Here is a 25,667-nt window from a genome sequence, read left to right as displayed (position 1 = left end):
GCTTTGTCACTCCCCATATCTCGAAGAGGGTTGTACTGGTTTCACAATGATTTTCGTCTGACAGACAACCCATTACTTCAAGCCGCAGCAGAGCAGGTCGATGAGATGCTTTGCGTCTGCAGCCCGCCTCAAATGACCCATTTCCTCTCAAGCTTTTCTCAGCAGTGCCAGTTGGGAGCGAGCAGAGAGGCTTTTTGGTCTCAATCGGCCAGAGATCTGGCGGCCAGTTTGGCAAAATTGGGTCAAAACCTCTATTGTTTGCCTGATCTTAGCGCCGCTTCGCTCGCAGCTCTCATTCGAGAGCAGGGCATTACCCACTTTTATTGTCAACGTTTTGCCGGTATAGATGAGCAGCGCATAGTGGATGCGTTGCAAGCAACGTGTCCTGATCTCAATATCATCCAAAGAGAGAGTGGCCACATACTTGATGAATCTGAGCTGCCTTTTTCACTCGCCGAACTGCCTGCCACTTTTAGCCGATTTCGAAACCGTGTAGAACCCCTTGCAGTGCCAGGGCCCTTGCCTGCGGTGGAGACATTGCCAAGTGTGATTGAGGTCGACTACCCCCTAGTGACGACGAGTCTCTGCCAAAGCGGGCAGTTTCAGGGGGGAGAGCGCGCGGCGCTAGCCCATTGTGACGATTACTTTTCGACGTCCAACGCGAGTCACTATAAAGCGACCCGCAATGGCCTTGAGGGCATGGCTTACTCGACCAAGTTCTCACCGTGGCTCGCTCAAGGTTGTCTCAGTGCACGGACCATTTTGGCCAAACTGGCGCAGTATGAGGCGGCTCATGGAGCCAACGAGTCAACCTATTGGATTGCGTTTGAGCTACTGTGGCGTGACTACTTCTACTGGTATGCAAGATTGCATCGTCAGCGTTTATTCGCTTTTCGAGGTATCACAGAGCAAGCGCCGCTCACGTCGTTTTACCCGGAGCGCTTTGCGGCGTGGATAGCAGGGGAGACGCCTTATGCTATCGTTAATGCATGCATGAAACAGTTGCGTGCGACAGGGTATATGTCCAACCGCGGCCGTCAACTGGTGGCGAGCTGTTTGGTTCATGAGTTGGGTATGGATTGGCGTTATGGTGCTGCGTACTTTGAAACGCAGTTGGTGGACTACGATGTGGCCTCAAACTGGGGAAACTGGCAGTATCTTGCGGGCGTCGGAGCGGATCCACGCAGCGGGCGCCAATTTAATCTCGAGAAACAGACCCAAACTTACGACCCAGACCGTGAATTTATCCGCCGTTGGCAGGGGACACCCTCGCACTCGTGCTTAGATGCCTTCGATTACAATGGTTGGCCGATTGAGGATAGCGGGGAGGGGAGATAAGTGAACTATTCCTGCGTTCGGCTCATTTTGGGTGACCAGTTAAATCATCAGCACGCTTGGTTTGCACAAAAAGAGGAAGGGGTGCTTTACCTGATCGCAGAGCTGCATCAAGAAGCCCACTACACCCGTCATCATAGCCAGAAAATCGCGGCTTTTTTTGCCGCAATGGCGAACTTTGCGCGTGAGCTACAAGAAGTGGGGCATCACGTGGTGCATCTGACCCTCGATGACACCGAGCCCTACAAGGATCTGCCCTCACTAATCGTGCATTGGGTCGAGCGGGTTAATGCCGAGACGTTCGAGTATCAAAGGCCGGATGAATATCGACTGATGCGGCAGCTAGAGCAGTTGTCACTGCCTCAATGTACAGTGCACTGCGTCGAAAGCGACCACTTTTTGCTGCCATTTGATGAGATTGGCGACTATTTTAAGTCGGGTAAAGCGGTCAAGATGGAAAATTTCTACCGCAAAATGCGCCAGCGCTTTGATATTTTGATGGACGCAGACAAACCCGTCGGTGGGCAGTGGAATTTTGATGGCGACAATCGCAATAAGCTCAAAAAGTCCGATATTGAAGCGCTGCCGAGAGCTTTGCTGTTTGCCAACGATGTCACATCGATCAATGAGCGTATCAAGCGTCATCAAATCCCGACGATCGGGCAGCAGCAAGAGCGTCTTGTCTGGCCGATATCTCGCCATCAAGGCTTGAATCTGTTGGCACACTTTTGCCGAGTGTGTCTACCGCTTTTCGGTCGCTTCCAAGATGCGATGACCGATCAGCATCCTAGCCAATGGAGCCTCTACCACAGCAGGCTCTCTTTTGCGATCAACACTAAAATGCTCAGCCCAAGGGAGGTGGTGGACGCAGCGTTAGAGAGTTACCACCAGAGCCAGCGCAGTGACAACCCGATTACGCTGGCGCAGATTGAAGGTTTTGTCCGTCAGATCATCGGGTGGCGCGAGTATATGCGCGGCATCTATTGGATCAACATGCCAACCTACGCGACGCTCAATGAGCTGCAAGCCCAGCGCCCCTTGCCGAGCTACTTTTGGCATGGTCGCACTCAGATGAAGTGTATACGTGCTTGTATTGGTCAATCGCTTGAGTGGTCTTACGCCCACCATATTCAACGCTTGATGGTCACGGGCAATTTTTGCTTGCTGGCTGGTGTTGCACCGGACGAGGTTGATGCGTGGTACCTTGGCATCTATATTGATGCCATAGAGTGGGTAGAGATGCCCAACACGCGCGGGATGGCGCTGTTTGCCGATGGAGGCATCATTGCCACCAAACCTTATTGTGCAAGCGGAAACTACATCAACAAGATGAGCGATTACTGCAAAGGGTGTCACTACGATGTGAAGCAACGTAGCGGGGAGAGGGCCTGCCCGTTCAATAGCTTGTACTGGCGTTTTATGTTGCTTCATCGTGAGCGTCTCAGTCGCAACCCACGCATCGGTATGATCTATCGTAGTTGGGATAAGCTGTCAGAGGCCGAGCAGGCAGAGGTGTTATCAACGGCGGAGCGTTACCTAGCGCAGATAGACGCGTTGTAACGCCGCACCTTGCAAGCAATGAGGTACTTAGCGTGATCTGTGGTATCTCCATGACGCTATCTCAGTTAAGATACGTTATTGATTGATTATCAAAAGCGGTAAACACCGTTTTTTGTTTGCGTTGACCTATGTTTGCTGAGTGGATGACTTCAGAGGCGCTGATTGCGGCGCTGCTTATTTTTATTGGTTCTTTTGTCCAAACCGCCATCGGTTTTGGTTTGGCGATTGTGGCGGCGCCACTGCTGTTCTTGGTGTCACCGGATTATGTTCCCGCCCCGATTTGTCTCGTTGCGCTGTTTATCTCGCTGCTGAATGCGCTCAAGCATCGCGCCAGTGTGGAAATTGGCGGCTTGAAAATGGCGTTGATTGGTCGGGTGCCGGGCTCTATCGCTGGTGGCGTATTGCTGGTGATGGTCTCGACCGACATGCTCGCGCTTTGGCTCGGTTTATTAGTGCTCTTTGCCGTGGCGGTGAGTCTGCTGCCTTTTCGTATTGAGCCAACCCCCGTCAAAATGGGCATCGCAGGTTTCTTTTCTGGCTTTTTTGGTACCAGCAGCGCCATCGGCGGGCCGCCGATGGCGCTTTTGTTGCAGCATCAAGAAGCAAACCAGTTGCGCGGTAATCTCTCGGCGTTCTTTGTCTTTAGCTCGATCATTTCTTTGATGATTCAAATGCCCGCGGGCTTTTTGAATTGGCACCATGTCTGGATCACCGTGCCGCTGATCCCTGCTGCTTGGGTGGGCTACAAGCTGGCTCAGATGACGACGCATTCGTTACCCAAAGAGAAAATTCGCGTGGGCGCCTTATTGCTGTGCAGTATCAGTGGTATCACGGCCGTGTGGCAGGCGCTGGCCAGCTAATGAGCGTGCGAAGCGGTTTTGTGTTTGAATAGATGACCAACAGTGATTGAGGAGATCTGGGAATGACTATGCTAAGAATGCTAGGCAATGTGATTTGGTTTGTGTGCGGCGGCGTCATTATGGGGCTGATGTGGTGGTTATTTGGTCTGCTGGCGTTTATTAGCATCATTGGCATTCCATGGGGGCGGGCGTGTTTTGTGATGGGCAATTTTTCCTTTTTTCCGTTTGGCCAAGAGGCGATCTCTCGTGAAGAGCTGACCAATGAGGTCGACATTGGCACCAGTCCATTTGGGCTGGTGGGTAATATCATCTGGTTTCTACTGGCGGGGATTTGGCTTGCGATTGGTCATATTTGTTCTGCGGTGGCGTGCTTTATCACCATCATTGGTATCCCTTTTGCGCTGCAACACCTGAAATTGGCGCTGATTTCGCTCGCACCGATTGGTAAAACGGTTGTGCCCGTCGAGCAAGCCGCTCGGGCACGCTATTCAAATCGCCCGTAGATTCCGTGAGTTCCACTCACCAAAGAGCCCCGCTTACTATATATAACAGTGTGCGGGGCTCTCTTTTTGACGCTCTGTTAGACGAACGACTAGGAAAACGCGTCTTACGCTCAGTGACTCAAAGAGTCATTGGTTCGCCGAGTTTCTATTTATTCGTCCGTCATTTATTCGCCGGTAATTATTCGCCGTAGATGTCGAAGCTAAAGTATTTGCTGGCGATCTTGTCGTAAGTGCCGTTGGCGCGAATGGCGGCAATGGCTTGGTTAAACTGCTCGGCTAACGCTGTGTCGCTTTGACGTAGTGCCAGTGCAGTGCCTTCACCAATGTAGGCTTTGTCAGTCACTGCTTCACCCACAAATTCAAACCCTGCACCAATTTCTTTGTCTAGGAAGGCAAGCGCGAGTTGATCTGAGTTACCAAAGGTGACGTCCAGACGACCGTTTTGCATGTCGATGTACACTTCATCTTGACCACTGTAGCGTTTGATTTCAGCCACATCACCAAACTTGTCCGTGACGTAACGGTCGTGAATCGTACCTGACTGCACACCGATTACTTTCCCTTTCAGTCCGGCTTGGCTGATCTCAATGTTGCCTTGCTTAGCGGTGACGAAACGTGCTGGCGTTTGGTAATACTTGTCGGTAAAGAGAATGCGCTTTTTACGCTCTTCAGTAATACGCATCGAGGCCATGATGACGTCCGACTTGCGCGCGAGTAAGCTTGGAATTAACGCATCCCAACCTTGTGATACCCAAGTGCACTCCAGTTTTGCTTCAGCACATAGGGCATCGGCGATTTCAATGTCAAAGCCCGCAGGTTTGCCATCGGCATCCATGTAGTTGAAAGGGGGATAAGTGAAATCAGACGCCAGACGCACGGTTTTCGCCAACGCTGGGGCGGTCATCATAGTGGCGGTGCAAGCAATGAGAGTGAGGAGTTTTTTCATCGTGGTTCCTTTTTATAATGGGTTACTGCGCCGAAGTGGCGGGGTAGCGACACATGAGCTCGGCAACTTCATCCATGCTTTGCTCTGAGCCGATGGTAATACGAACGCAATGCTTCAAACTTGGCTCATGAGCCTGATTGCGCGTGACCACGCCATGCTCGGCGAGGTACTGAAACAGGTCCACACCGGGTTTGGTGCGAATTAGAACAAAATTTGTCGCGCTCGGATAGAGGGTCTCGATCCAGTTCAGTGAGTCAATGCGCGCGATAAAGCGCTGTTTGGTCTCAATCAGACGCTGAGTCGCCGCGGCGACTTTTTTTAGTCCCTCGTTGCTGAGCGCTTTAAGCACAATCTCCGCCGTGCTGTCAGGCATCGGGTAAGGAGGGACGAGCTTTTTCACATAGTCCATAACCGCGGGTTGAGCGATGATAAAACCACAGCGCACCGCCGCCAAACCGAAGGCTTTGGATAAGGTTCGGATGACGACTAGATGCGGATAGTGATCGATAAGGTCGACCACGCTCTCGCCAAGTTCAAACTCAATGTATGCCTCATCCACGACCACGATGGCGTCGTTCGCTGTATTTTCGAGCACGGTAATGACGTCTTGACGGGCGAGCAGTTGGCCCGTCGGATTATTCGGCGAGCAGAGAAAAATAAGGTTCACCTTTGGCGCTGCGCGTGTGATGCCTTCAACATCTAACGCAAAAGCATTGCCCATCAAAGGGACATCAATAGTGTCGACCGCGAAGGATTCGGCGCAAAACTCATACATGGCGTAGGTTGGCGAGCAAATCGCGATCTTGTCTTTACCTGGCTGGCAAAAGGTTCTGACCAACAGATCAATCGCCTCATCGGCGCCGCGTACGGCCATCACATCCTGGTCGGTATTGCAGTACGCTTGGTAAGCGTGCGCGATGTCGTGAGGCAAGTAGTCAGGGTAACGGGAGTAATCGGATTGTTGTTCATCAAAAAAGATCGGGGTCTCTAATTCGTTGGCGTTGAGCCACACGCGCCCATGACCACCGATGCGTCGAGCAGATTGATAAGGTATTAATTTTTTTATGCTCTCAGGCGCTAATTTATCCGCTAATGAATCCATTTACGTTCCTTTGACTGATTTTATAGTCGCTCACAATGAAAAATTATTTCTTATAAGCGGTTTGTATTGCCAATTTAGTCAAAAATGGGAGTTGGATGAAACGAAAATAATACATGATAGCTATGCATTTTTGTCATGGCTTGTGCTAGGGGTTTTAACATGATTTGTGCTAGAGTCGTAGCATTCTGGCAGACAAGTATTGACGATGAATCATCGACTTCCTTCGACAAAAAATTTGCAAGCCTTCTTGGCAACGGCGGAGCATCTCAATTTTACTCATGCGGCGAGTGCGATGGCGATGACGCAAGGGGCGATCAGCCGTCAGATTCAGTCACTTGAATCCATGATGGGGGTGAGCCTGTTTTATCGCCACGCTCGCGGTTTGGCACTGACACCAGACGGACTCAAGTTTGTGCCACTAGCCGAAGCGGTTATTCACCAATTGCAAAATGCGGTGCGTGAGGTCGCAGAGAGCGCCAACCGCATTAAACTCAATGCACCTAGCTGTATCACCACGTTTTTGCTGGAAAAATTGACGGCCTTTCAGATTTCTCATCCGGATATCAATGTTGAGCTTACCTCGACCACCAAGCATCAGCTCCACCCTAACTTTGATAGTTTTGATCTGGTGATTATGTATGGCCGAGCCAGTGCGACCAAGCGTGTGAGACAGGTGCTTTTGTTTGAGGAGCGGCTTTCCCCGGTTTGTGCACCGCAGATCTGGCACCAAGCGCAGCAAGAGGGGGGCGGTGATGCTTACCAGTCATTGCGGCGCGTTAACTGGCTGCACGCGAATGCGGAGCAATCCGATTGGCAGCTGTGGCTTGATAGTATTGGGCTCAGTCAACTGCGCGGTGCACGTAACCAAACCTTCGCCACATTGGATCAAGCGATGAATGCCGCGCAACTGGGCTACGGGATGACGGTCGGCGATCTCACGCTGGCAGCGCGTCAAATCGAGCATCAACAACTGATTCAGCCTTTTGAACATGAGGTGCTGTCCGGCAAAGGCTACTATTTGATGGCTCCCGCAGACAGCGACAATCCGAATTTGAGTGCCTTTGTTGAATGGTTGGCGTCGGTGAATACGCCTTAGTCTTTGGCCAGTGGAAGGTTAATACGCCTTGATACCGTAAGCGCGCAGTTTGGCGGGTAGACACTCATCGAGTGTCTCGACCTCTTTTGGGTGTATCTCAATCAGTTCAAAACCATGTTGAGTGTAGAGGGCGTGAAGGGTCTCACGTTGGTCATCTGGCATTGCGCCGCTGTCTGAGCCCCAATACTGGATATAGACGTTGCCCGTTGGTAGATAAAAATCGCTCAACACATCTTGCTCAATAGGCAGCGGTCTATCATAGGCGTGGACAACGCCGTTCATGTACAGCCAGTTATCAATCAGTAGCTCACCTTTTGAGCGAACATAGTGCCCGTCTAAGGTGCGATGTTTGGCTTCAAACTTTTGCCGAAAGCTAGAGAGGGATTTATCCGTCGCGTGCGCCTGTGCATCTTGACCGGAAAACTCGACCACCGTTTGCCTCAGGCGTTTGTTGCGCGCTATTGAGTCATGCCAGACGACAAATTTCTGGCCGCTCTGTTTATCCTCCCGTTGGTAACCACCGACACTGAGCCCCGTCTGGCTCACTTGCCAGCCTTGCTCGGTTTTTTGGATCCAACCGAGTTCTTGAAGCAGTTGATTGATTTTTTTCGCCGCTAGGGAAAAGCGCTCGCCAAGCTCGGTGGCGGTGAGCGTTTTGCCGCTGGTGGCGTCACTATCAATCAGTAGGTTGCTTGGCCAGACGATAAACTGGCCAAATTTGGGGTGGGTGGCGTAGTCACCACCAAACTTTTTGCCCAGTTCCGTCAACACCCAACTCTCGTCATCACGATTGATGTAGCCAGCCAGTTTCAACTGATTAAACAAGGCTTTGGCGTCCAAGCCGCGCTGTTTTGCCAGCGCGGTAGTAGAGAGTTTGTCGGCCACTGGCTTAACTTGCCTTATAGTGGAAAATCGCCATCGATCCTGGCGCGATCAGCACTTGCTTGTGATCAATGGTTTGATGCACTTCGTGCGAATCGGTGTTGCAGATCATCATCCACTCTTGTTGATTTTCTGCTGGCAAGGTAAAGCGCGCGGGCGCCGTAGTTTGGTTGATGCAGTAGAACAGCTCGTCACCTGCTTTGTCGATGCCCAGTTGCAAAGCGACGCAACTGAGTTGGTTCCAATCTTCATGTTCCATGAAGGTGCCATCAATGCGTCGCCACAGTACGCGGTTTTCATTGCGGGTATCGCCACTAAAGGCGCGAATGAACGGCACCATGTAGGTTTGACGCGCTTTCACCATTTGAGCCAGCCACTCACGGAAGCTCTGCTTGTCTTGGGTCATAGACCAATTGAGCCAGCTAATTTCGTTGTCTTGGCAGTAGGCGTTGTTGTTGCCCCCTTGGGTGTGAGAGAGGACGTCGGCGGTCAAAATATGCGGAATGCCGAAGGCGAACAGTAAGCTCGCCATGAAATTGCGTTTCTGCCGCTCGCGTTTTTCGATAATGCGCGGATTATCGGTTGGCCCTTCGATGCCATAGTTTGCGGAGCGGTTATCCCCGTGACCGTCCCGGTTCTGTTCGCCGTTGGCGTCATTGTGTTTTTGCTTATAGGAGACCAAGTCCTGCATGCAAAAGCCATCATGATAGGTGATGTAGTTAACGGTCAGTTTATAGGGCCAATTCGCCGCGCTGTAGAGGTCACGCGAGCCCATAATGCGCGTCGCAAACTCTTTCATAAACCCTTGGTCACCGCGCCAAAAGCTGCGGGTGATGTCTCTTAGGCGATCGTTACACTCATTCCAGCCAACCGGAAAATTCCCTACTTGATAGCCGTTCGGGCCAATGTCCCAAGGTTCGGCAATCAGCTTCACCTCACGCAAGATAGGATCCTGGGCAACAGCTTTAAAGAAAGCGGTATTAGGGTTAAAGGCTTCACGTTCACGACCCAAGGTTGCGGCTAGGTCAAAGCGGAAACCGTCCACTTGGAACTCCTGCGCCCAATAACGCAGCGTGTCCATGACTAAGTTGAGGCTCGGCTGGTAAGAGAGATCCACCGTATTGCCACAGCCAGTGTAGTTGGCGTAGTGATCGTCGTGACGCAAGTAGTAGTTGGCATCCAGCGCTTTGAGGTTAAACACTGGGCCATCTGCGCCACCTTCGGCGGTGTGGTTGTAGACCACATCCAAAATCACCTCGATACCGTGGCGATGCAGCTCGCGAATGGTGGTTTTCAGCTCAGTCACGGCGTCATGCATCGCGTATCTTGGGTCTGGCACCATAAACAAGTATGGGTTGTAGCCCCAATAGTTGACTTTATCCATCTTGAGCAGGTGCGGCTCATGCATACAAGCGGCGACGGGCAGCAGTTGCAAAGTATTGATGTTCTGCTGCTTGTAAAATTGGATCATCGCTTCGCTGACTAAGCCCAAGTAGGTACCACGCGAGTATTCAGGCACATTCGGGTTAAGTTTGGTGACCCCTTTGACATGCGTTTCAAACAGCACCATTTCGTCACGCGGGCGATGAGGCTTAGCGACACCTTGCCAATCAAAACTGGTTTTAGTGACGACGCACTTGGCTAATTGGAAACTTTTTTCAGCATTGAAAGGGAGGTCATAGAAGAGAGGCTTGTCGAGGGCTTTGGCATAAGGATCAGAGAGATAATGCTCTGCATCGTTGACCCGGGTAATAAAGCCGTATTTTTGCCCCGCTTTAATCCCTTCTATATAGGTGTGCTTAATGCCCGCGTCTTCATTATCGAGCGGGTACGTCGTATAAGAGCCATCGGCTTTAAAAAGCGCGAGTTGTAAGTCTTGGTTAGAAGGCGAAAAAATCGAGAAGTTACAACCTGCTGCATCCAAGGTGGCCCCTAATGGGTATGGGCGAGAGCACTGCATTGTCTTTTACTTATTGTCGTGTGTTTTTCAATCTCACTTTAGTAAATAGTTTTGTTTATAGCAGGTCAAGCCTATTACCAAAATAATTCTCAATGAAATTTAATTACAATTTAATGAAATCAAAAAACCAAATCGTGAGCCGTGTGTCATTTCGTGCGAAACTTTGTTTCGAAATCCTCCTCTACTCCTCCCGATTAGTGTGATCTCAACCAAATCAACGGCGTACTCCCACATTCCTCCTCCCTTCTCATCCCCCTCAAATTAATCTGAGGTGGAGGAAGTCAGCCTTACCCCGCTTCGTTAATCTAGCCACAGTTGAAACGAACGAGGATGAAGCGCAAGCCAAGTCCTATCTTACCTCTCTTTTTCAAACACTCCGTTACTGCCTTGCGGGATGTCCTTAGAGGAAGAGAGTAAAAGAATAATAATCCCTATAAATGGAGTTAAATAATGAAAAAAGTAAGTGTAATTGCTGCTGCAGTGGCTGCGACATTATCTGCTGGTGCTTTCGCAGCTGATGTGGAATTCCACGGTTACTCTCGTGCAGGTGTTGGCCTGAGTGGTGAAGGTTCTCACGTAACTTACGAGAAAAATAAAGTAGGCCGTCTTGGTAATGAAGACGACCTCTATGCAGAAATTGGCTTGAATGCTGAGCTGTACAACAAAGGCGATGTCTCTTTTAAACTGGAGTCTTTGGTCGCATACAGTCAGGACGGCAACAACAACTGGGAAGGTAACGCGAACGCATTACGTGTGATGAACGTGCAAGCCAAAGGCTTGATCGATTCAGACAAAGACGCCGTTCTATGGGCTGGTCAGCGTTATTACCAACGTAAAGACATTCATATCACGGACTTCTACTTCCTCGACACGTCTGGTGGTGCTGGCGGCGGTATCGAAAATCTATCTCTAGGTGGCGGTAAACTGTCTGTTGCTTTGATGCATGATGATGGCTCACAAACGGTTGCTGATGGTGAAGAGTTTGTGTTTGACAAGGATCAATGTACTGGTTCAGGAACCCCAGCGGATGATACTTGTTACAAAAAGGCCGCCAAGACTAAAGATGAAAAAGTGTCCGGCTATACTTTGGACCTACGTTATGCAGGTATCGACCTTTGGGAAAATGCCAACTTAGAGCTCGCCTTAGCGTATGATTTTGCTTCTGAGGCGAAAGGCCAAACAGTGGCGGCTGATGATGGACTATTGCTAACTGCGGTCATTGGTCAAGGTTTGTCGAATGGTTTTAACCAAACAGTCCTTCAGTACGGTACCTCTTCTTACGGTAAGCAAATGGCGACCTATGGTGGCGGTGGCTGGTTTGATCGCTCAGGTGGTAACAATGACGCTGATGGCTTCCGTATCATCAACTGGGGCGTAACAGGTCTGGGTGACGCTTGGGAATTGGGTCACGTAGTCATGTATGCACAAGCTAATGATACTGACAAAGGTGACATCACCGCATACAACGCAGTTGTTCGCCCAATGTATAAGTGGGATGAGAACATGCGTACTATCTTTGAAGCGGGTTACTTTGCTGACGAAACAAAGTCTGGTGGCACGACGACAGACGCGTCTGGTTCTAAGCTAACGATTGCACAAGCATGGTCTGCGGGTTCTAGCTTCTGGGCGCGCCCTGAAATCCGTATCTACGGTTCATACTTCATGGATCACGAAGCAGATAGCTTTGCAAATGATACCGATGACACAGAGTTCAGTGTTGGTATTCAAATGGAAGCTTGGTGGTAATATAGTTTCCTAGTCTTATAAGTCCATAAATCCAAGCCGGCTTATTGTAGTCGGCTTTTTTCGTTTAACGCAGAGGTAGCGATGAAACAACTCGTATTAGGCTGTGCAATCAGCATGGCACTACTTGGCTGTACCACGACGGAAACCGTTGTTTTTGATTCCGCGGGTGTCGCTCAAGTGGCTCAGTCATACTCAGACATTCAATGGGTTGAGGTAACGCCAACCAAGCGAATTAATTTTGCTATTGATGACACCAACCAGACCTACACCTTTGCAACGGGTCAAAGTGCGATTGCGGCGTTTACTATCGATACGCAAGGCAAAGAGTTGGAGTTAGAACTCGTTAGTCATTTTAAAAAAACGGTCTTTTACCCCAATGCGTTGCTGCTCAATGAAAACAATCAAGTCCTCAAGCGTTTTGGAAAAGATGATTTTGAATACAAACATGCGTACGCGCTTGATGGCGATCGCCTTGTCAGTGAAGTGACGGTTCAGCCTGTAGGTAAACAGAAAGTCAAACTGTTGGTCTTTACAACACCTGAGTTGGTCACGGGGGAGTCTGAAGTCTTGCATCCCGTTAAGCTTGACGCTATTGCTCGCGGAAACTATCCGCCTGATGTCCCTAACCCAATCATTCCTCATGCGGAATTTGGCCAGCTGACACTGGTCGCAACCGTGGATGATGCGGTCATCGTTGAAGAGCCGATCACCGTTGCAAGCACGGATACCGCTCATGCTCAGTTCCAAAAAGAGTTGGCAGAGCAGAAGAGCACCGCGAATCAACTGACGTCAGAAGTTGCGGTGATCAGCACCGATGAAGTAGCAGAGTCATCACTGTTGACTGACGCTCAGAGGTCTTTCTACTTGTCTAGCATTGAAAACGCGGTCAATGCAGGGTTACTCGACAAAGCCTTGAGCCTGCTAGAAGAAGCCAAAGCGCTCAACGTTGAAGGTGCACAAGAGACCTTTATCAAAGCGGTGAATGCGCGCTAACCACTAGCGATTCGAACGTAGTTAACCGTACGATTAGTTAAAAAGAAGCCCATGTGATAATGAATACACATGGGCTTTTTCGTGCTTTTGTCAATATGCAGTCTGAATGGAACAAGTGAGGCGCCCATCGGCGCCTCGTCTTGCTTAGGTTAGTTGGCCTTTACCACAGAAAGCACAGGCTGAGTTTCGCTGTCGTTTTGTAGGTAAACGGCATTAAGCTTAAAGGTGTAGTCACCCGCTTCGCTGATGGTGACTGAGCAGTTGCCGTCGCTACCAAGTGGTAGTGAGCTGCTGGCTTGTGCGGCGTTGTCGCAACCGATGTTGGGGTTACTCCAACCTGAGTCGGCGAATTTGAACGCGTAGCTTCCGGCATCGAGGGTATGGGTGACGCTGTAGATGCCGTTGCCAATAAAGCTCATCGCCCAGTTCGCATCATCGCTCCAACCATTCATTTCACCTTTGACATACACGGTGGTGTCGCCGTACGGTGGTGTGTCGGAAAGATCTTTACTGCTCACGGGTAAGCCAGCGCCTTGCACGCCAGATTGCTCTTGAACAAACACAGCGGTGGTGAGTGCTGGCACGCTAAAGGTGTTACCGCTAAAACTTGCCCCTTGGACATCGCTGTCTGCCGAGTTTTGTTGCACAGCGTGCAAGGTAAAGTTGCTCGCGCTTGCGATATCGAAGTCTTGCGTCTGTGCCGTGGCGTTGACGATGACCACAATCGCATCATAGTTGGCATCCAAATCGTCGCCTGCGCTCACACCATCGTCAATAGACATGACAATCAGCCCCTGAGTTTGCTGAGGTCCGACATTATGGAAATCAACGCGGTTTTGTACCTCGGTCAAACTTGGCAAACGGAACAGCTCACTGGTGCTGCGTATGGTGAGCAGCTCGAGGAACTGTTGTTTGCTCAGCTCGATGTCGGTCGGGACAGGTTTTGCGGTGCTGTCACTGAGTAGGGTTTGAATCAGCGGCCAGTTGGCGCCATCTTTGTCTTCACGCGGTAGGCCGACATTCCAGTTATTGTCTGAGCCGTCAAAACGTACGCGGTTAAACCAATCGCCCGAATCATAAGAATCACGCTGCATCGATTTCGAACGCAGCAACTCCGAGCCCATATGAATGAACGGAATGCCTTGTCCAAGCATCACGGTAGAGAGTGCCACCGTCTGCATTCTGGCGCGTTCAGCGCTGCTGGTGCCTGTCGCAATCTTATAGGCGTTGTTGTCCCACAAGGTTTGGTTGTCGTGTTTAGAGACATACGAAATGTTCTCAGATGGTTTGTGAGTGTAACCAGCCGGCGCACCGTTGTAGTCGATGTTTTTACCCATCTGCAGCGTGCCTTGATAATCGGTGAGGCGATAATCGGCAAGGTTACCGGCCATGCCAAGACGCACCAAATCTTGATTGTGCAGCATGGCATCAAGATAAGCCTGATCTTGAGTCACCTCTTCGTTGGGGTATGCCGCGTTGGCAAAGCCCTGATTAAAGCGAAGTGGGTGCTTACCTTGTGAGTTTTGTCCGCCGTCAAATGGGCTGCCACCACGTACTGCATCCCGCAGGCGATCGGAGAAGGTACCGATCTCGGTGCCTGCCATGTTAATTTGCGTGGCTTGCTCAAAAAGAGCGTTATTGGCCACCTCACCAAAATCCCAACCTTCGCCATAGAAGAGGGTTTCAGGGTCGATGCTGCGCACTTGCTCTAACGCGTAGACCATCAGATCTTTAGGCTGGTGGCCCATCAAGTCAAAACGGAAACCATCGACTTTGTAATCGCTGGCCCACACTTTGAGCGAATCAACCATCAACTTGCCCATCATCAAGTTTTCTGTTGCCGTGTTATCACAACAGGTGGACATCTCAACTTGGCCAGTATTGGTGTCTAGGCGGTGGTAATACCCAGGGACAATTTTATCCAGCACCGATTTTTCATTGATGCCAGAGGCGTTCGTGTGGTTGTAGACCACATCCATCACCAGCTTCAACTCCATATCGTGCGCCGCTTTGACCATTTCACGGAATTCGACAATGCGCGTGGTGCCTTCGGGGTTGGTCGCGTAGCTGCCTTCAGGGACGGTGTAGTGGAACGGATCGTATCCCCAGTTAAAGCTGTCTAGCATACGCAGATCATTCATGAGTGCTTGCGCTGCACCTGTCGTGGGGTCATAGCTGTTGAGCACATCTTCGATGATCTCGTTGTCGCCATTGGTCTCACAAATCGCCGCTGTAGATTTAATAGCGCACAGCTTGCCCACGGTATCGGTAATATCGACGCGATTGTCGCTCTCTTCATCCACCGTCGCAATGTCGAATGCGGGTAAAATATGCAGCGTAGTCAGGCCGGCATCTTTGAGCGCTTGTAGGTGCTGCACGGATTCACGTGACGCTTCGGTCAACGCGGTGTATTTACCGTTGAGCTCTGGGCTGCCAAGTTGATCACTGAAGCTGAAATCACGCAGATGAGATTCGTATAGGACGTGATCTTCATCTTTAGCCAGCACCGGGCTGGTGGAGCTCTCCCAGCCGCTAGGCATAAGATTGCTGTCGTTGAGATCCACCACTTGTGAGTAGCGTGAATTGCTGGAAAGGCTGAGTGAGTATGGGTCTGTGACCAAACGGGTTTCCACCACGCCTGTGGTTGGATGATAAACGGTGACTTGATATTGATAATAGAGGCCGACTTTGTCACTCAGCGCCTCAGACGACCAAATGCCGGTTGTCGTGTTTTCACTCAGCGTCACGCGCTCTAGTTCCGTTTTATCGGTATCGTAGATGACCAATTCAACGTTCTTTGCAGTGGGTGCCCACAGTTTGAAGGTGGTATCGCCTTGCTCAACGATGGCGCCGAGTGTTTCAGCCATTGCATTACCCGCATCGCTTGCGGCGAATACCGCATCCAATACACCCGCTTTTTGCACTTCGGTTGAGGCTACCAAGTGACCACTGTTGTTATAAGCCGCGACCACCACTTGCGATTTTAGGATGGTGCGTAGTGTGGCGTCATCGACATCCAGTGTAATTGCGCCCAATTCTACGAGATGGCGAAAACGTGTTTTCAGGTCATCGCTTAGGCTGCCACTGGTTGAGAGGGCAACTTCAGTTCCACCTTGAATGGTTTTGTCACTGCTCATCGAAATGCCGCCGTTTGGCGCGTAAAAGAGCTTGACCGATGCGGCGCTTGAGGCGCTTTCCCATGCGAGTGTATCACTGTTTAGCCAGTGGGCTTTGCGCCCATCAATCATGACTGGCCGCTCTTTGGTGGGTGTATAGTACAGCTCACTGCTACCATGGAAACCAAATAGGCTGCGTGTGGGACCAAGTTTGGTCAAATCCACTTTAGCATTTTGGCTACCAAAGGCTTTCTCATCGCCTTTGTGGAGAATAAAGTTCATGCAGTTATGTGGATCTGAGGCGTCAAGATCCACCTTGAGCACGTAATACGCGCCATAGGTAGCGCTGATACCCGTACGAAGATAAGGCGCGTTCCAATCCGTACCGGTGTCGGCAATGTCCATTGCTGGTAAATCCGTACTGGTGCATCCCTCCCCATTCCAAAGGTGCATGCCCCAACCGTCATAATCACTGCCGGTTGATTGCGCCGCAATCTCGCTGTCGCGTTTGTAGTAGATCACCACCTCATCGTTGGCAGCTGGGTAGAGGTCGTCTCCCTCTTCGGTTGGTGGATTGAGTTTACAACCCGCCAAGGCGGCCACGGCAAGCATGGGTATGATGGCCTTAACCACCGGATTAAACGTGTAGTGTTTCATCGTTATGTGCTTCCATTCTCTGTTGATTAGCAACAAAAAGCATACGATTGAGAGGCCACGCCATGTGTGAGTACCAGAGCTAAAGTTGCTTTGGTGTGAGAAATAATGGCGTGATTGAGTGCGCCTCACATCTCTGGTTGAAAAGTGAACAATAAGTGTTTTTAGGATCACAAAATAGCGTGTAAAAATAAGACTCAATTCGCGTAGAGGAGGAGGGGTGAGGCGTAGTACAGGAGGAGAACTCAACCTAAATTGTGTGAGTTCAGTAGGCGAAAAAAAGACACATATTTTTTGTTGTAAAATAACGGTCTCAGATCTGAATTTATCAGATTGGTAGGTTAAATTGTCAAAAAACTCATTTAGAATCGGTGCGTTAGTTAACAACGACAATTGATGACCACGGATGGAAAAATGACGTCAATAAAACTCGGCAGTAGTGAGATTACCCCTAGCAAAATCGTCTGTATTGGCCGCAACTATATCGAACATATTCACGAGTTGGGTAACGCCGTTCCAGAGCAGATGGTGGTGTTTAATAAGCCAGCCAGTGCGATTACGTCAACCTTGTCCTCTTTTCATCAAGAGCCGCTTCATTACGAAGCAGAGATCTGTTTTGTGGTGACGAACGGAGAATATAGTCATGTGGGGCTAGGGCTTGATTTGACCAAACGCGGCTTGCAGTCGTCTCTCAAAGGAAAAGGATTACCCTGGGAGCGAGCAAAAGCGTTTGATGGCTCTGCGGTGCTTAGCCGTTTTATGCCACTCGATGGCATAGAGGTGAATGCGCTGAGTATCGAGCTCTACATCAACTGCGTGCGCGTTCAAAAAGGTGCAGTCACGCAGATGATCTATTCTCCACAAGCGATTTTGCAAGAGCTCGGCAGCTACACCACGCTATATGACGGGGATGTGGTCATGACAGGCACGCCACAAGGTGTGGGCGAAGTGCACAGTGGCGATCGCTTCCTTGCGCGGTTGAAAACGGATGACACCACCTTGATGGAGATTGAGTGGATTGCACAATAATCGGATGCGTGAGTTACATCAGTTTCAATAGTAGGAAAAGACACATACTGATCACGGTGGTCAGCAATACGTTTTTGGTTTTCCAAGCAATCAAGGCCGCAATCACTGCGCCCACTAAATAGGGATTGCTGTGTGACAGCCATAGCTCTCCCTCCGGTATAAAGACAATCGGTGCCCAAATGGCGGTTAATACCGCAGGCGCTGAGTAGCTGAGCAAGCGCTGCATACTGTGATTGAGCTTGAGTGGTAATTTGGGCTCAAGAAACAGGTAGCGGCTGAGAAACACCAACGCCGTCATCGCTAAAATTGACCCTAAAATCATACCGCTCTCCCTTTCACTTGCTCCGTCACATAACCTGCCAACATGCCACTGATACTCGCTAGCATCAGTCCTCCATCGAGTGAGAAATAGTGACAAGTGACCGCGACGATCAGCGAAGTGAGTACGGCAACGATCACTGGCGACGACTGAATATTGGGCACGACGATGGCAATAAAGGTCGCCGCAACCGCAAACTCGAGACCGAGCTCATTCATCATCGGGATTTGATTGCCAAGCACAATGCCTGCTAAGGTCGCTAAGTTCCAACAAAGATAAAAACTGAGGCCAGCGCCCAAGGCATACCAGCGATCGAACTGCTGCTCAGATTGCTGACCACAGATAGCAAACAGTTCATCGGTCAGCAAAAAACCGAGCGTCAGACGCCATTTTAGAGGCAGTGGACTGATTCGATTGCGCATCGACACGCTGTACAGCAAATGACGGGAAGTAATAAAGAAGGTGGTGAGCAACATAGTGGCAAGCCCTGCGCCCGCTTTAAACATGCCCGTTGCGACTAATTGCGCGGAACCCGCAAACAAAATCGCCGAGAGCGCTTGGCTCTCTAAACTGGTCAATCCCGCGTCGATGGCAAACGAGCCTGCGAGCAATCCCCAAGGGATCACCGCAATGCTCAGAGGCACCATAGCAAGGCTACCTTTGAGAAATTGTTCTCGTTTACTGGTTTGGTGGGTGGGGAGTGTGTCGGTATCCATAAGCCTCAATTATCCGTTTTGCACTGGTCTCTATTTTTCGCCAGGTGAAAAGCCAGCGCGATAGGCGACATGCCATTGATTCTGCTAGCTTATCGATAATGAGGCCGTTATACAAAGCGCTTTCGTGTCATAAAAGCGCTTGAGTGCTAAAGGTGGGTTAAGCTCGTTTGATGTTCACTGATGAGTAAATCCATCACTTGCTGAGCGTGGTTGCTGGCTTCGGCAAAACTTTGCTCAGGTGGGAAGGCTTCGACCACTTCGTAATAACACTTAATTTTCGGTTCAGTGCCGGATGGGCGAACAATCACACGCGCGCCACCCGCGAGATGATAGATAAGCACATCACTGGCCGGTAAGTTTATGGTTTCCATTCGACCATCTTGATAGGTGGTGATGAGCGTTTTGAGATCGTCGACTCGTTCGATGTCACGCCCTGCAATTTGGCTGACTGGTGAGGCTCTTAGGCTCTCTCCAATAGCGGGTGCGCTTGGGTCAAGGGCAATACTGCGCTGCGCATTGACCACCATGCCATGTTGACGATAAATCGTCTCCAGTTGATCCCACACGGTTTTTCCTTGGCGTGCTAACTCTGCCGTCAACTGAGCAAACGCCACCAGCGCTGACAGGCCATCTTTGTCCCAGACGGTGGTGCCAATGGTGTAACCCAACGCCTCTTCATAGGCAAACAGGAACGGGCGATCACTCGATACTTTACTCATGGCAACGTTAGTGAGCCACTTAAAGCCCGTCAGCGTTTGGTAGTACTCACCGCCAAGCGAGCGCGCGATGCTGGCGAGCAGCGTTGAAGAGACAATGGTATTTCCCACGAGCGGCGTGGCACCTTGGCTGCGATCAAAATGACTGAGTAGATAATGACCAAACAGCGCGCCCACTTGATCGCCGGTTAACATTTGATAGTCGCCTTGCGCGGTTCTTGCCGCCACCGCAAAGCGATCCGCATCGGGATCATTGGCGCAGGCGAGATCGGCGTTGTGCGCCTTGGCTAATTCAATCACTTTGTCCATCGCGCCCGCTTCTTCGGGGTTGGGGAAGTTAACGGTCGGAAAATGGCCATCTGGCTCACGCTGCTCTTTGACGCTGTAAACTTGGTTAAAGCCCGCATCGCTGAGCAGTGCTTCTGCCATCTCTGCGCCGACACCATGCATGGCGGTGTAGCTGATGGTAATGGGGGCTGGCGCTTGGCCGAGTTGCGGGTGAGTGTTGATGGCTTGTCGATAGGTGTTGTAGTACGCGTCATCAAGCCAAACCAGCAAGCCTTGAGACTCAGCCTCACTGAGATCCATCAGCGCGAGCGGCGCCGTCGCGGCGTCTTCAATGTGCTTCGCAATGCCGGAATCATGCGGTGGAACGATCTGAGCGCCATTCTCCCAGTAGACTTTAAATCCGTTGTATTCCGGTGGGTTGTGGCTGGCTGTCACCACCACCGCCGCTGCTGCGCCAAAGTGTTTGACACCAAACGCCACGATAGGCGTCGCGGCAACATGATGCGTGAGAAAGACTTTAATCCCAAGGGCCGTCAGTACCGCAGTGGTATCGTGTGCAAACTGTTTGGAATCGATGCGGCCATCGTAGCCGACCACGACGCCGCGCTCAGCTGCCTGTGGGATTTGTGCTAGCAGATAGTGACCTAGCCCTGTAGCGGTTTCTTGAATCACCAACCTATTCATACGGTTAGGCCCACAACCCACTTTGCCCCTTAGGCCCGCGGTGCCAAATTCGAGCCGTTGGCTAAAACGATCGTCAAGTTCTGCTTGTTGCTGCTGCTCGATGAGACGTTGTAGCTCTTCACGGGTGGCGGGATCGGGATCGCGTGCTAGCCATTGATCATACTGTTTCATGTTAAGGGTTCCTCGTAGGTCTTGCGACTGACGGTTTGTATGTCGTTCTCTTTGTATTGTAGCTATCTATTACAGCAATGGACGACAGTGTAACTATGGTTGTGATGATTTTAATTGATATCAATTATCATTTATAGGAGCGCAATCGTTAAATCACTATGCGGCCAAAATGGCTATGCCAACAAAATTACTTTGCCGATAAAAAACATTGGGTCACAAAAAAATCATTGGACCTTGTCAACCGCTTGCACAATCTGAAAACGCCAACTAGCTTTTAATTACATTCATTTTGTTAACATAAATATAACAAATTAAACCAAATTTCGCTGTTTATAGGAATCAACTGAGCGACTCCCTTCGGGTGATGTGTAGTAGGCCGAGGTGCGGTGAGGGAACGCTGAGTTCAAGCGAGTTAGCCAGTAGGCTACCGAGCAAAGGAGACATCGTTTGAAACGAGTACAGCAGGCACTGTGGCGATTACTTGGGCAATGGCTTGGCTATGGAATAACCAGTGTGTGGTTGGTGTTACCCGCCCACGCATCGGCCGAGGAAAGCCCCACAGGCACCACCTACAACATGACACAAGGTGTGACCAATATCAGCGGTCAGGTCTATGAACTGCACATGCTGATCTTTTACATCTGCTGCGCCATCGCACTGGTGGTGTTTGGCATCATGTTCTATTCCATGTATCACCACCGAAAATCCAAAGGCGCGGTTGCGGCACATTTCCATGAAAGTACCAAAGTCGAAGTGATCTGGACGGTGATCCCGATCGTCATCTTGGTCTTGATGGCGATCCCCGCCACCAAAACCTTAGTGGCCATGGAAGATACGTCACAATCGGACTTAACGATCAAAATCACCGGGTCGCAATGGAAGTGGCACTACAGCTACTTTGATGAAGACGTTGAGTTTTTCAGCTTGCTCGCGACCAGTCAAAAAGCGATCGATGGCATTGAAGAAAAAGGCGCCCATTACCTGCTGGAGGTCGATAACCCGTTAGTGTTGCCGATCAATCGCAAAGTACGATTTTTGATGACGTCCGATGATGTGATCCACTCTTGGTGGGTGCCAGATTTTGCGGTCAAGAAAGACACCATTCCAGGATTTATTAACGAAGCGTGGACGCGCATCGATAAGCCAGGGGTGTATCGCGGCCAATGTGCTGAATTGTGTGGGAGGGCGCATGGTTTTATGCCGATCGTGGTCCACGCAATGGAAGAAGCAGAGTACGAGCAGTGGCTAGCGGATAAAAAAGCACAACTCGCTCTAGCCAAACAAGAGGCTGCGGCGTCACTGACGGCAACACTCTCTCTCGAAGAGCTCGTCACCTTGGGCGAGAAAGTCTATCTCGATCGCTGCGCGGTATGTCACCAAGCCAATGGCGCTGGTATTCCGGGGGCGTTCCCGGCGATCACGGGCAGTAAAGTGGCTACGGGTGAGATAAACAATCACATTGACACCATTGTTTATGGCCGCCCGGGCACTGCCATGCAGGCGTTTGCCAATCAATTGACCGACAAAGAAATCGCGGCGGTGGTGACTTATCAACGTAATGGACTGGGTAATAATACGGGTGACGTCATACAAGCGTCAGACGTCGATGCCTATAAAGCTTCAAAAAGCGCTAACAATGCTGGCGCAGCCGAGGAGGGACAATGAAAACGTCCAAATCTGACTCTATGACGGCAGACAACGTCAAATCTGCGCCTGTAACGGATGCGGAGCTAAGCCGCGCTGGTCACGCTGAGGGCGTGATAGAAGATCATCATGACGATCACCACGATGCGCCAAGCGGTATTTACCGCTGGATTTACTCCACCAACCACAAAGACATCGGCACGCTCTATCTTTGGTTCAGCTTTATCATGTTCCTTACTGGCGGCGCGATGGCGATGGTGATTCGCGCTGAGTTGTTCCAACCGGGTCTACAACTGGTGGAACCGCAGTTTTTTAACCAAATGACCACGGTTCATGGATTGATCATGGTGTTTGGCGCCGTAATGCCGGCTTTTACTGGGCTTGCAAACTGGATGATTCCAATGATGATTGGCGCGCCGGATATGGCGCTACCTCGAATGAACAACTTAAGTTTTTGGATTCTTCCTTTTGCGTTCTTGATTCTGATTGCCTCGCTGTTTACTGAAGGCGGCGGTCCCGATTTCGGTTGGACGTTCTATGCACCGCTATCGACCACCTATGGCCCCGATAGCACCGCGCTGTTCGTCTTTTCTGTACATATCATGGGCATCAGTTCCATCATGGGCGCGATCAATGTGATCGTCACTATCGTCAACATGCGCGCGCCAGGAATGACTTGGTTCAAAATGCCCATGTTTGTTTGGACTTGGCTGATCACGGCGTTTCTGCTGATCGCGGTCATGCCGGTATTGGCGGGGGCGGTGACCATGGTGTTGACCGATAAGTACTTTGGCACCTCGTTTTTTGATGCGGCTGGAGGGGGCGATCCGGTAATGTTCCAGCACATTTTCTGGTTCTTTGGTCACCCGGAAGTGTACATCATGATTTTGCCCTCATTCGGTATCATTTCGGCGATTATCCCCGCTTTTAGTGGTAAAAAGCTCTTTGGTTATCACTCAATGGTCTACGCGACGTGCAGTATCGCGCTGCTCTCTTTCTTGGTTTGGGCGCACCATATGTTTACGACCGGCATGCCGGTGTTTGCTGAGCTGTTCTTTATGTATTGCACCATGCTCATCGCGGTGCCGACTGGCGTGAAAGTGTTTAACTGGGTCGCGACTATGTGGCGAGGGGCGATGACGTTTGAAACGCCGATGCTGTTTGCTATTGCGTTTATCATTCTTTTCACGATTGGGGGATTTTCGGGCTTGATGTTGGCGATCGTTCCCGCGGATTTCCAGTATCACGATACCTACTTTGTGGTGGCACATTTCCACTATGTCTTAGTCTCGGGCGCAGTCTTCTCGATCATGGCGGCAGCGTATTACTGGTTGCCGAAGTGGACGGGTCACATGTATGACCATAGGTTGAGCTTGTGGCATTTCTGGTGCTCGGTCATTTCCGTCAATATCTTGTTCTTTCCGATGCATTTCCTTGGTCTTGCGGGGATGCCAAGACGCATTCCTGATTACGCCATTCAGTTTGCCGACGTCAATCAAATCGTCTCCATTGGTGGGTTTGCCTTTGGTCTCTCTCAACTGATCTTCTTGTGGCTCGTCATTAAGTGTATTCGTGGCGGCGAAAAGGCAAGCGCAAAACCGTGGGAGCGTGCAGAAGGTTTGGAGTGGAGCGTGCCTAGCCCTGCACCACATCACACGTTTTCAACACCGCCTAAGATTGATTGAGGTGAGAGATGAGCCAAGCAAATGCGAACCAGAAATTGACCTTAAAGCTGTGCGCTGCGGTCGTCGCTATGTTCGGTTTTGGTTTTGCACTTGTGCCGCTGTATGACGTGATGTGCGATGCGTTGGGCATCAATGGCAAAACCAACAGCGAGTCGGTGGTGGCACCTGCCGGGTTGAGTATCGATACCTCGCGTACCGTGAGAGTGGAGTTTATGGCGCACAATAACCCGGGTATTGAGTGGCAGTTTCAGCCCAAATTGACCCATCTCGATGTGCACCCGGGCGAGGTGATTCAAACCGCGTATCAGGCGAAAAACCTCGCCAATCATACCGTAGTGGGGCAAGCAGTACCGTCGGTCTCACCCGGTCTAGGGGCTACCTATTTCAACAAAATAGAGTGCTTTTGTTTTAATCAGCAACCCCTAGATTCAGGGGCAGATGCCGAGATGCCACTGATTTTTTACATCGAACCGGACATTCCCGATTCGATTCATACACTGACACTCTCTTACACCCTGTACGACATCACGCAAAAAGAGACGCCATCCGTTGTTGATGACACCTCAACGCCTGTCACCGCGATGGCTCGGGTCGCATCGGTGCCAATGGCGGCTCAAGACACATTCCGTCAAGGTAGTCGGAGTCAAGGTAATGGACGTCAAGGGAATGGAAGTCGAGGTATTGTGAGTCAAGAAAGGGTGAGTCAAGGAAGCCTTGAGCAAGGAGTTACCCCATGAGTACGAAACATCAACCGTATTTTGTTCCCGCGCAGAGCAGTTGGCCGATTGTCGGCGCCGTGGCGCTCTTTTTAATTGCTGTTGGCGCTGGGATCACGGTGCAGAGTATGGCAGAAGGGGGCGATACCAGTGTCTTTGGTAAGCTGATTTTAACCGCAGGCTTACTGTTTTTACTCTATATGTTTGCAGGTTGGTTTAGCAATGTGATCACTGAGAGCATGAGTGGCAAATACTCAGAGCAACTTTCTCGCTCATTTCGTCAAGGAATGAGCTGGTTTATCTTCTCGGAAATCATGTTCTTTGGCGCCTTTTTTGGTGCGCTGTTTTACGCGCGCATGGTTTCTGTCCCTTGGCTTGGCGGCGCGAGTAACAACGCCATGACTCATGAGGTGCTGTGGCCCGCTTTTGAGGCGTTGTGGCCGCTCACCACCACTCCCTCAGGCACGACCACCACAGCGATGCCTTGGCAGGGCATCCCGCTGATCAATACCTTGTTGCTGCTGACTTCCTCCATCACGCTGCATTTGGCCCACACCAGTTTGGAAAAAAATCACCGTATGGCCCTGATCGTGTGGTTGGAGCTGACGATTGTGTTGGCCTGCTTCTTCCTTTACTACCAAGGGGTGGAATATGTGCACGCCTATCAAGATTTAGGGCTCACTCTGCAATCCGGGGTGTACGGCAACACCTTCTTTTTGCTGACCGGATTTCATGGCATGCACGTGCTGCTCGGGACAACGTTTTTGATCATTTTGCTGGCACGTGTGGCGAAAGACCATTTTACGCCGAAAGACCATTTCGCTTTCCAAGCGGGCAGTTGGTATTGGCACTTTGTCGATGTGGTGTGGCTGTGTTTGTTTGTCTTTGTCTACGTGCTTTAAAGAGGTAGACGACGAGGTAGACAAAGAAAAAAGACAGGCAGATA

At 50.6% G+C, this 25,667-nt stretch carries 19 protein-coding genes and 1 pseudogene; 12 read left to right on the top strand and 8 right to left on the bottom strand.

The genetic code is table 11. The features are described from left to right. Positions 1-15: 15 nt before the first annotated feature. The 4 genes from AC6R0L_RS05165 to AC6R0L_RS05150 all read left to right on the top strand — a co-directional run bounded on the left by AC6R0L_RS05165 (position 16) and on the right by AC6R0L_RS05150 (position 4,258). Positions 16-1,338 carry a DASH family cryptochrome gene (locus tag AC6R0L_RS05165; protein WP_500628503.1) on the top strand — a complete coding sequence of 441 codons (1,323 nt, stop codon included), beginning with the start codon at positions 16-18 and terminating at the stop codon, positions 1,336-1,338. After that, a complete protein-coding gene (locus AC6R0L_RS05160; protein WP_500628479.1) occupies positions 1,339-2,895 on the top strand; it encodes a cryptochrome/photolyase family protein in 1,557 nt (518 codons plus the stop codon). It abuts the gene before it with no gap. A gap of 128 nt (positions 2,896-3,023) precedes the next feature. Further along, complete coding sequence (locus AC6R0L_RS05155; protein WP_487903702.1) at positions 3,024-3,755, top strand: sulfite exporter TauE/SafE family protein; 732 nt, start codon at positions 3,024-3,026, stop codon at positions 3,753-3,755. Positions 3,756-3,823: 68 nt separating this feature from the next. Then, a complete protein-coding gene (locus AC6R0L_RS05150; protein WP_334552219.1) occupies positions 3,824-4,258 on the top strand; it encodes a YccF domain-containing protein in 435 nt (144 codons plus the stop codon). Between the two features lie 178 nt (positions 4,259-4,436). Here AC6R0L_RS05150 and AC6R0L_RS05145 read toward each other — a convergent pair whose 3' ends face one another. Then, positions 4,437-5,204 carry an ABC transporter substrate-binding protein gene (locus tag AC6R0L_RS05145; protein ID WP_487903701.1) on the bottom strand — a complete coding sequence of 256 codons (768 nt, stop codon included), beginning with the start codon at positions 5,202-5,204 and terminating at the stop codon, positions 4,437-4,439. Between the two features lie 22 nt (positions 5,205-5,226). Beyond that, the gene (hisC, locus tag AC6R0L_RS05140) at positions 5,227-6,306 is read right to left on the bottom strand and encodes a histidinol-phosphate transaminase (protein ID WP_500628478.1); all 1,080 of its coding nucleotides are present in this window, start codon (positions 6,304-6,306) and stop codon (positions 5,227-5,229) included. A 205-nt stretch (positions 6,307-6,511) separates the two neighbouring features. On the opposite strand from hisC, the gene AC6R0L_RS05135 reads away from it, so the two are divergent. Then, positions 6,512-7,402, top strand: coding sequence for a LysR substrate-binding domain-containing protein (locus AC6R0L_RS05135; protein WP_334552173.1), 891 nt, complete (start codon positions 6,512-6,514; stop codon positions 7,400-7,402). An 18-nt stretch (positions 7,403-7,420) separates the two neighbouring features. Here AC6R0L_RS05135 and AC6R0L_RS05130 read toward each other — a convergent pair whose 3' ends face one another. Both AC6R0L_RS05130 and glgX read right to left on the bottom strand, forming a co-directional pair. After that, positions 7,421-8,287, bottom strand: a complete 867-nt coding sequence (locus tag AC6R0L_RS05130) for a glycerol kinase (RefSeq protein WP_500628477.1) — start codon at positions 8,285-8,287, stop codon at positions 7,421-7,423. A gap of 4 nt (positions 8,288-8,291) precedes the next feature. Further along, a complete protein-coding gene (gene glgX / locus AC6R0L_RS05125; RefSeq protein ID WP_487903697.1) occupies positions 8,292-10,244 on the bottom strand; it encodes a glycogen debranching protein GlgX in 1,953 nt (650 codons plus the stop codon). 450 nt (positions 10,245-10,694) lie between these two features. On the opposite strand from glgX, the gene lamB reads away from it, so the two are divergent. Together lamB and AC6R0L_RS05115 are read left to right on the top strand one after the other, a co-directional pair. Continuing rightward, positions 10,695-11,990: a maltoporin LamB gene (gene lamB / locus AC6R0L_RS05120; protein ID WP_500628476.1), complete on the top strand. Its 1,296-nt coding sequence runs from the start codon at positions 10,695-10,697 to the stop codon at positions 11,988-11,990. An 81-nt stretch (positions 11,991-12,071) separates the two neighbouring features. After that, positions 12,072-12,983, top strand: coding sequence for a MalM family protein (locus tag AC6R0L_RS05115; protein ID WP_500628475.1), 912 nt, complete (start codon positions 12,072-12,074; stop codon positions 12,981-12,983). Positions 12,984-13,132: 149 nt separating this feature from the next. Here the strand turns inward: AC6R0L_RS05115 and pulA are convergent, their stop codons facing one another. After that, positions 13,133-16,756 carry a pullulanase-type alpha-1,6-glucosidase gene (gene pulA, locus AC6R0L_RS05110; RefSeq protein WP_500628474.1) on the bottom strand — a complete coding sequence of 1,208 codons (3,624 nt, stop codon included), beginning with the start codon at positions 16,754-16,756 and terminating at the stop codon, positions 13,133-13,135. A 411-nt stretch (positions 16,757-17,167) separates the two neighbouring features. Between pulA and AC6R0L_RS05105 the strand changes: the two genes are divergently transcribed. Beyond that, positions 17,168-17,782, top strand: a complete 615-nt coding sequence (locus AC6R0L_RS05105; protein WP_500628473.1) for a fumarylacetoacetate hydrolase family protein — start codon at positions 17,168-17,170, stop codon at positions 17,780-17,782. Positions 17,783-17,795: 13 nt separating this feature from the next. On the opposite strand, the gene AC6R0L_RS05100 is transcribed toward AC6R0L_RS05105, so the two are convergent. The 3 genes from AC6R0L_RS05100 to AC6R0L_RS05090 all read right to left on the bottom strand — a co-directional run bounded on the left by AC6R0L_RS05100 (position 17,796) and on the right by AC6R0L_RS05090 (position 20,676). Next, complete coding sequence (locus AC6R0L_RS05100) at positions 17,796-18,104, bottom strand: AzlD domain-containing protein (RefSeq protein WP_487902175.1); 309 nt, start codon at positions 18,102-18,104, stop codon at positions 17,796-17,798. Next, positions 18,101-18,817, bottom strand: a complete 717-nt coding sequence (locus tag AC6R0L_RS05095) for an AzlC family ABC transporter permease (protein WP_500628472.1) — start codon at positions 18,815-18,817, stop codon at positions 18,101-18,103. Before AC6R0L_RS05095 ends, AC6R0L_RS05100 begins: the two co-directional genes overlap by 4 nt. 146 nt (positions 18,818-18,963) lie before the next feature. Next, positions 18,964-20,676 carry a phospho-sugar mutase gene (locus AC6R0L_RS05090; RefSeq protein WP_500628471.1) on the bottom strand — a complete coding sequence of 571 codons (1,713 nt, stop codon included), beginning with the start codon at positions 20,674-20,676 and terminating at the stop codon, positions 18,964-18,966. Between the two features lie 513 nt (positions 20,677-21,189). On the opposite strand from AC6R0L_RS05090, the gene coxB reads away from it, so the two are divergent. The 4 genes and pseudogenes from coxB to AC6R0L_RS05070 all read left to right on the top strand — a co-directional run bounded on the left by coxB (position 21,190) and on the right by AC6R0L_RS05070 (position 25,623). Then, positions 21,190-22,341: a cytochrome c oxidase subunit II gene (gene coxB, locus AC6R0L_RS05085; RefSeq protein WP_500628502.1), complete on the top strand. Its 1,152-nt coding sequence runs from the start codon at positions 21,190-21,192 to the stop codon at positions 22,339-22,341. After that, complete coding sequence (ctaD, locus tag AC6R0L_RS05080) at positions 22,338-24,005, top strand: cytochrome c oxidase subunit I (protein ID WP_334552161.1); 1,668 nt, start codon at positions 22,338-22,340, stop codon at positions 24,003-24,005. The genes coxB and ctaD overlap by 4 nt, the downstream gene beginning before the upstream one ends. Before the next feature lie 8 nt (positions 24,006-24,013). Continuing rightward, positions 24,014-24,550, top strand: a pseudogene (locus AC6R0L_RS05075) (cytochrome c oxidase assembly protein); the annotation flags it as partial. 188 nt (positions 24,551-24,738) lie between these two features. Beyond that, positions 24,739-25,623: a cytochrome c oxidase subunit 3 gene (locus tag AC6R0L_RS05070; RefSeq protein ID WP_500628470.1), complete on the top strand. Its 885-nt coding sequence runs from the start codon at positions 24,739-24,741 to the stop codon at positions 25,621-25,623. Positions 25,624-25,667: the final 44 nt, after the last annotated feature.

The organism is Vibrio sp. R15-SG3-ISO1A (assembly GCF_059833955.1).
The sequence above is the reverse complement of the archived record's forward strand: the minus strand, read 5'-3'. Positions and strand labels throughout refer to the sequence as shown.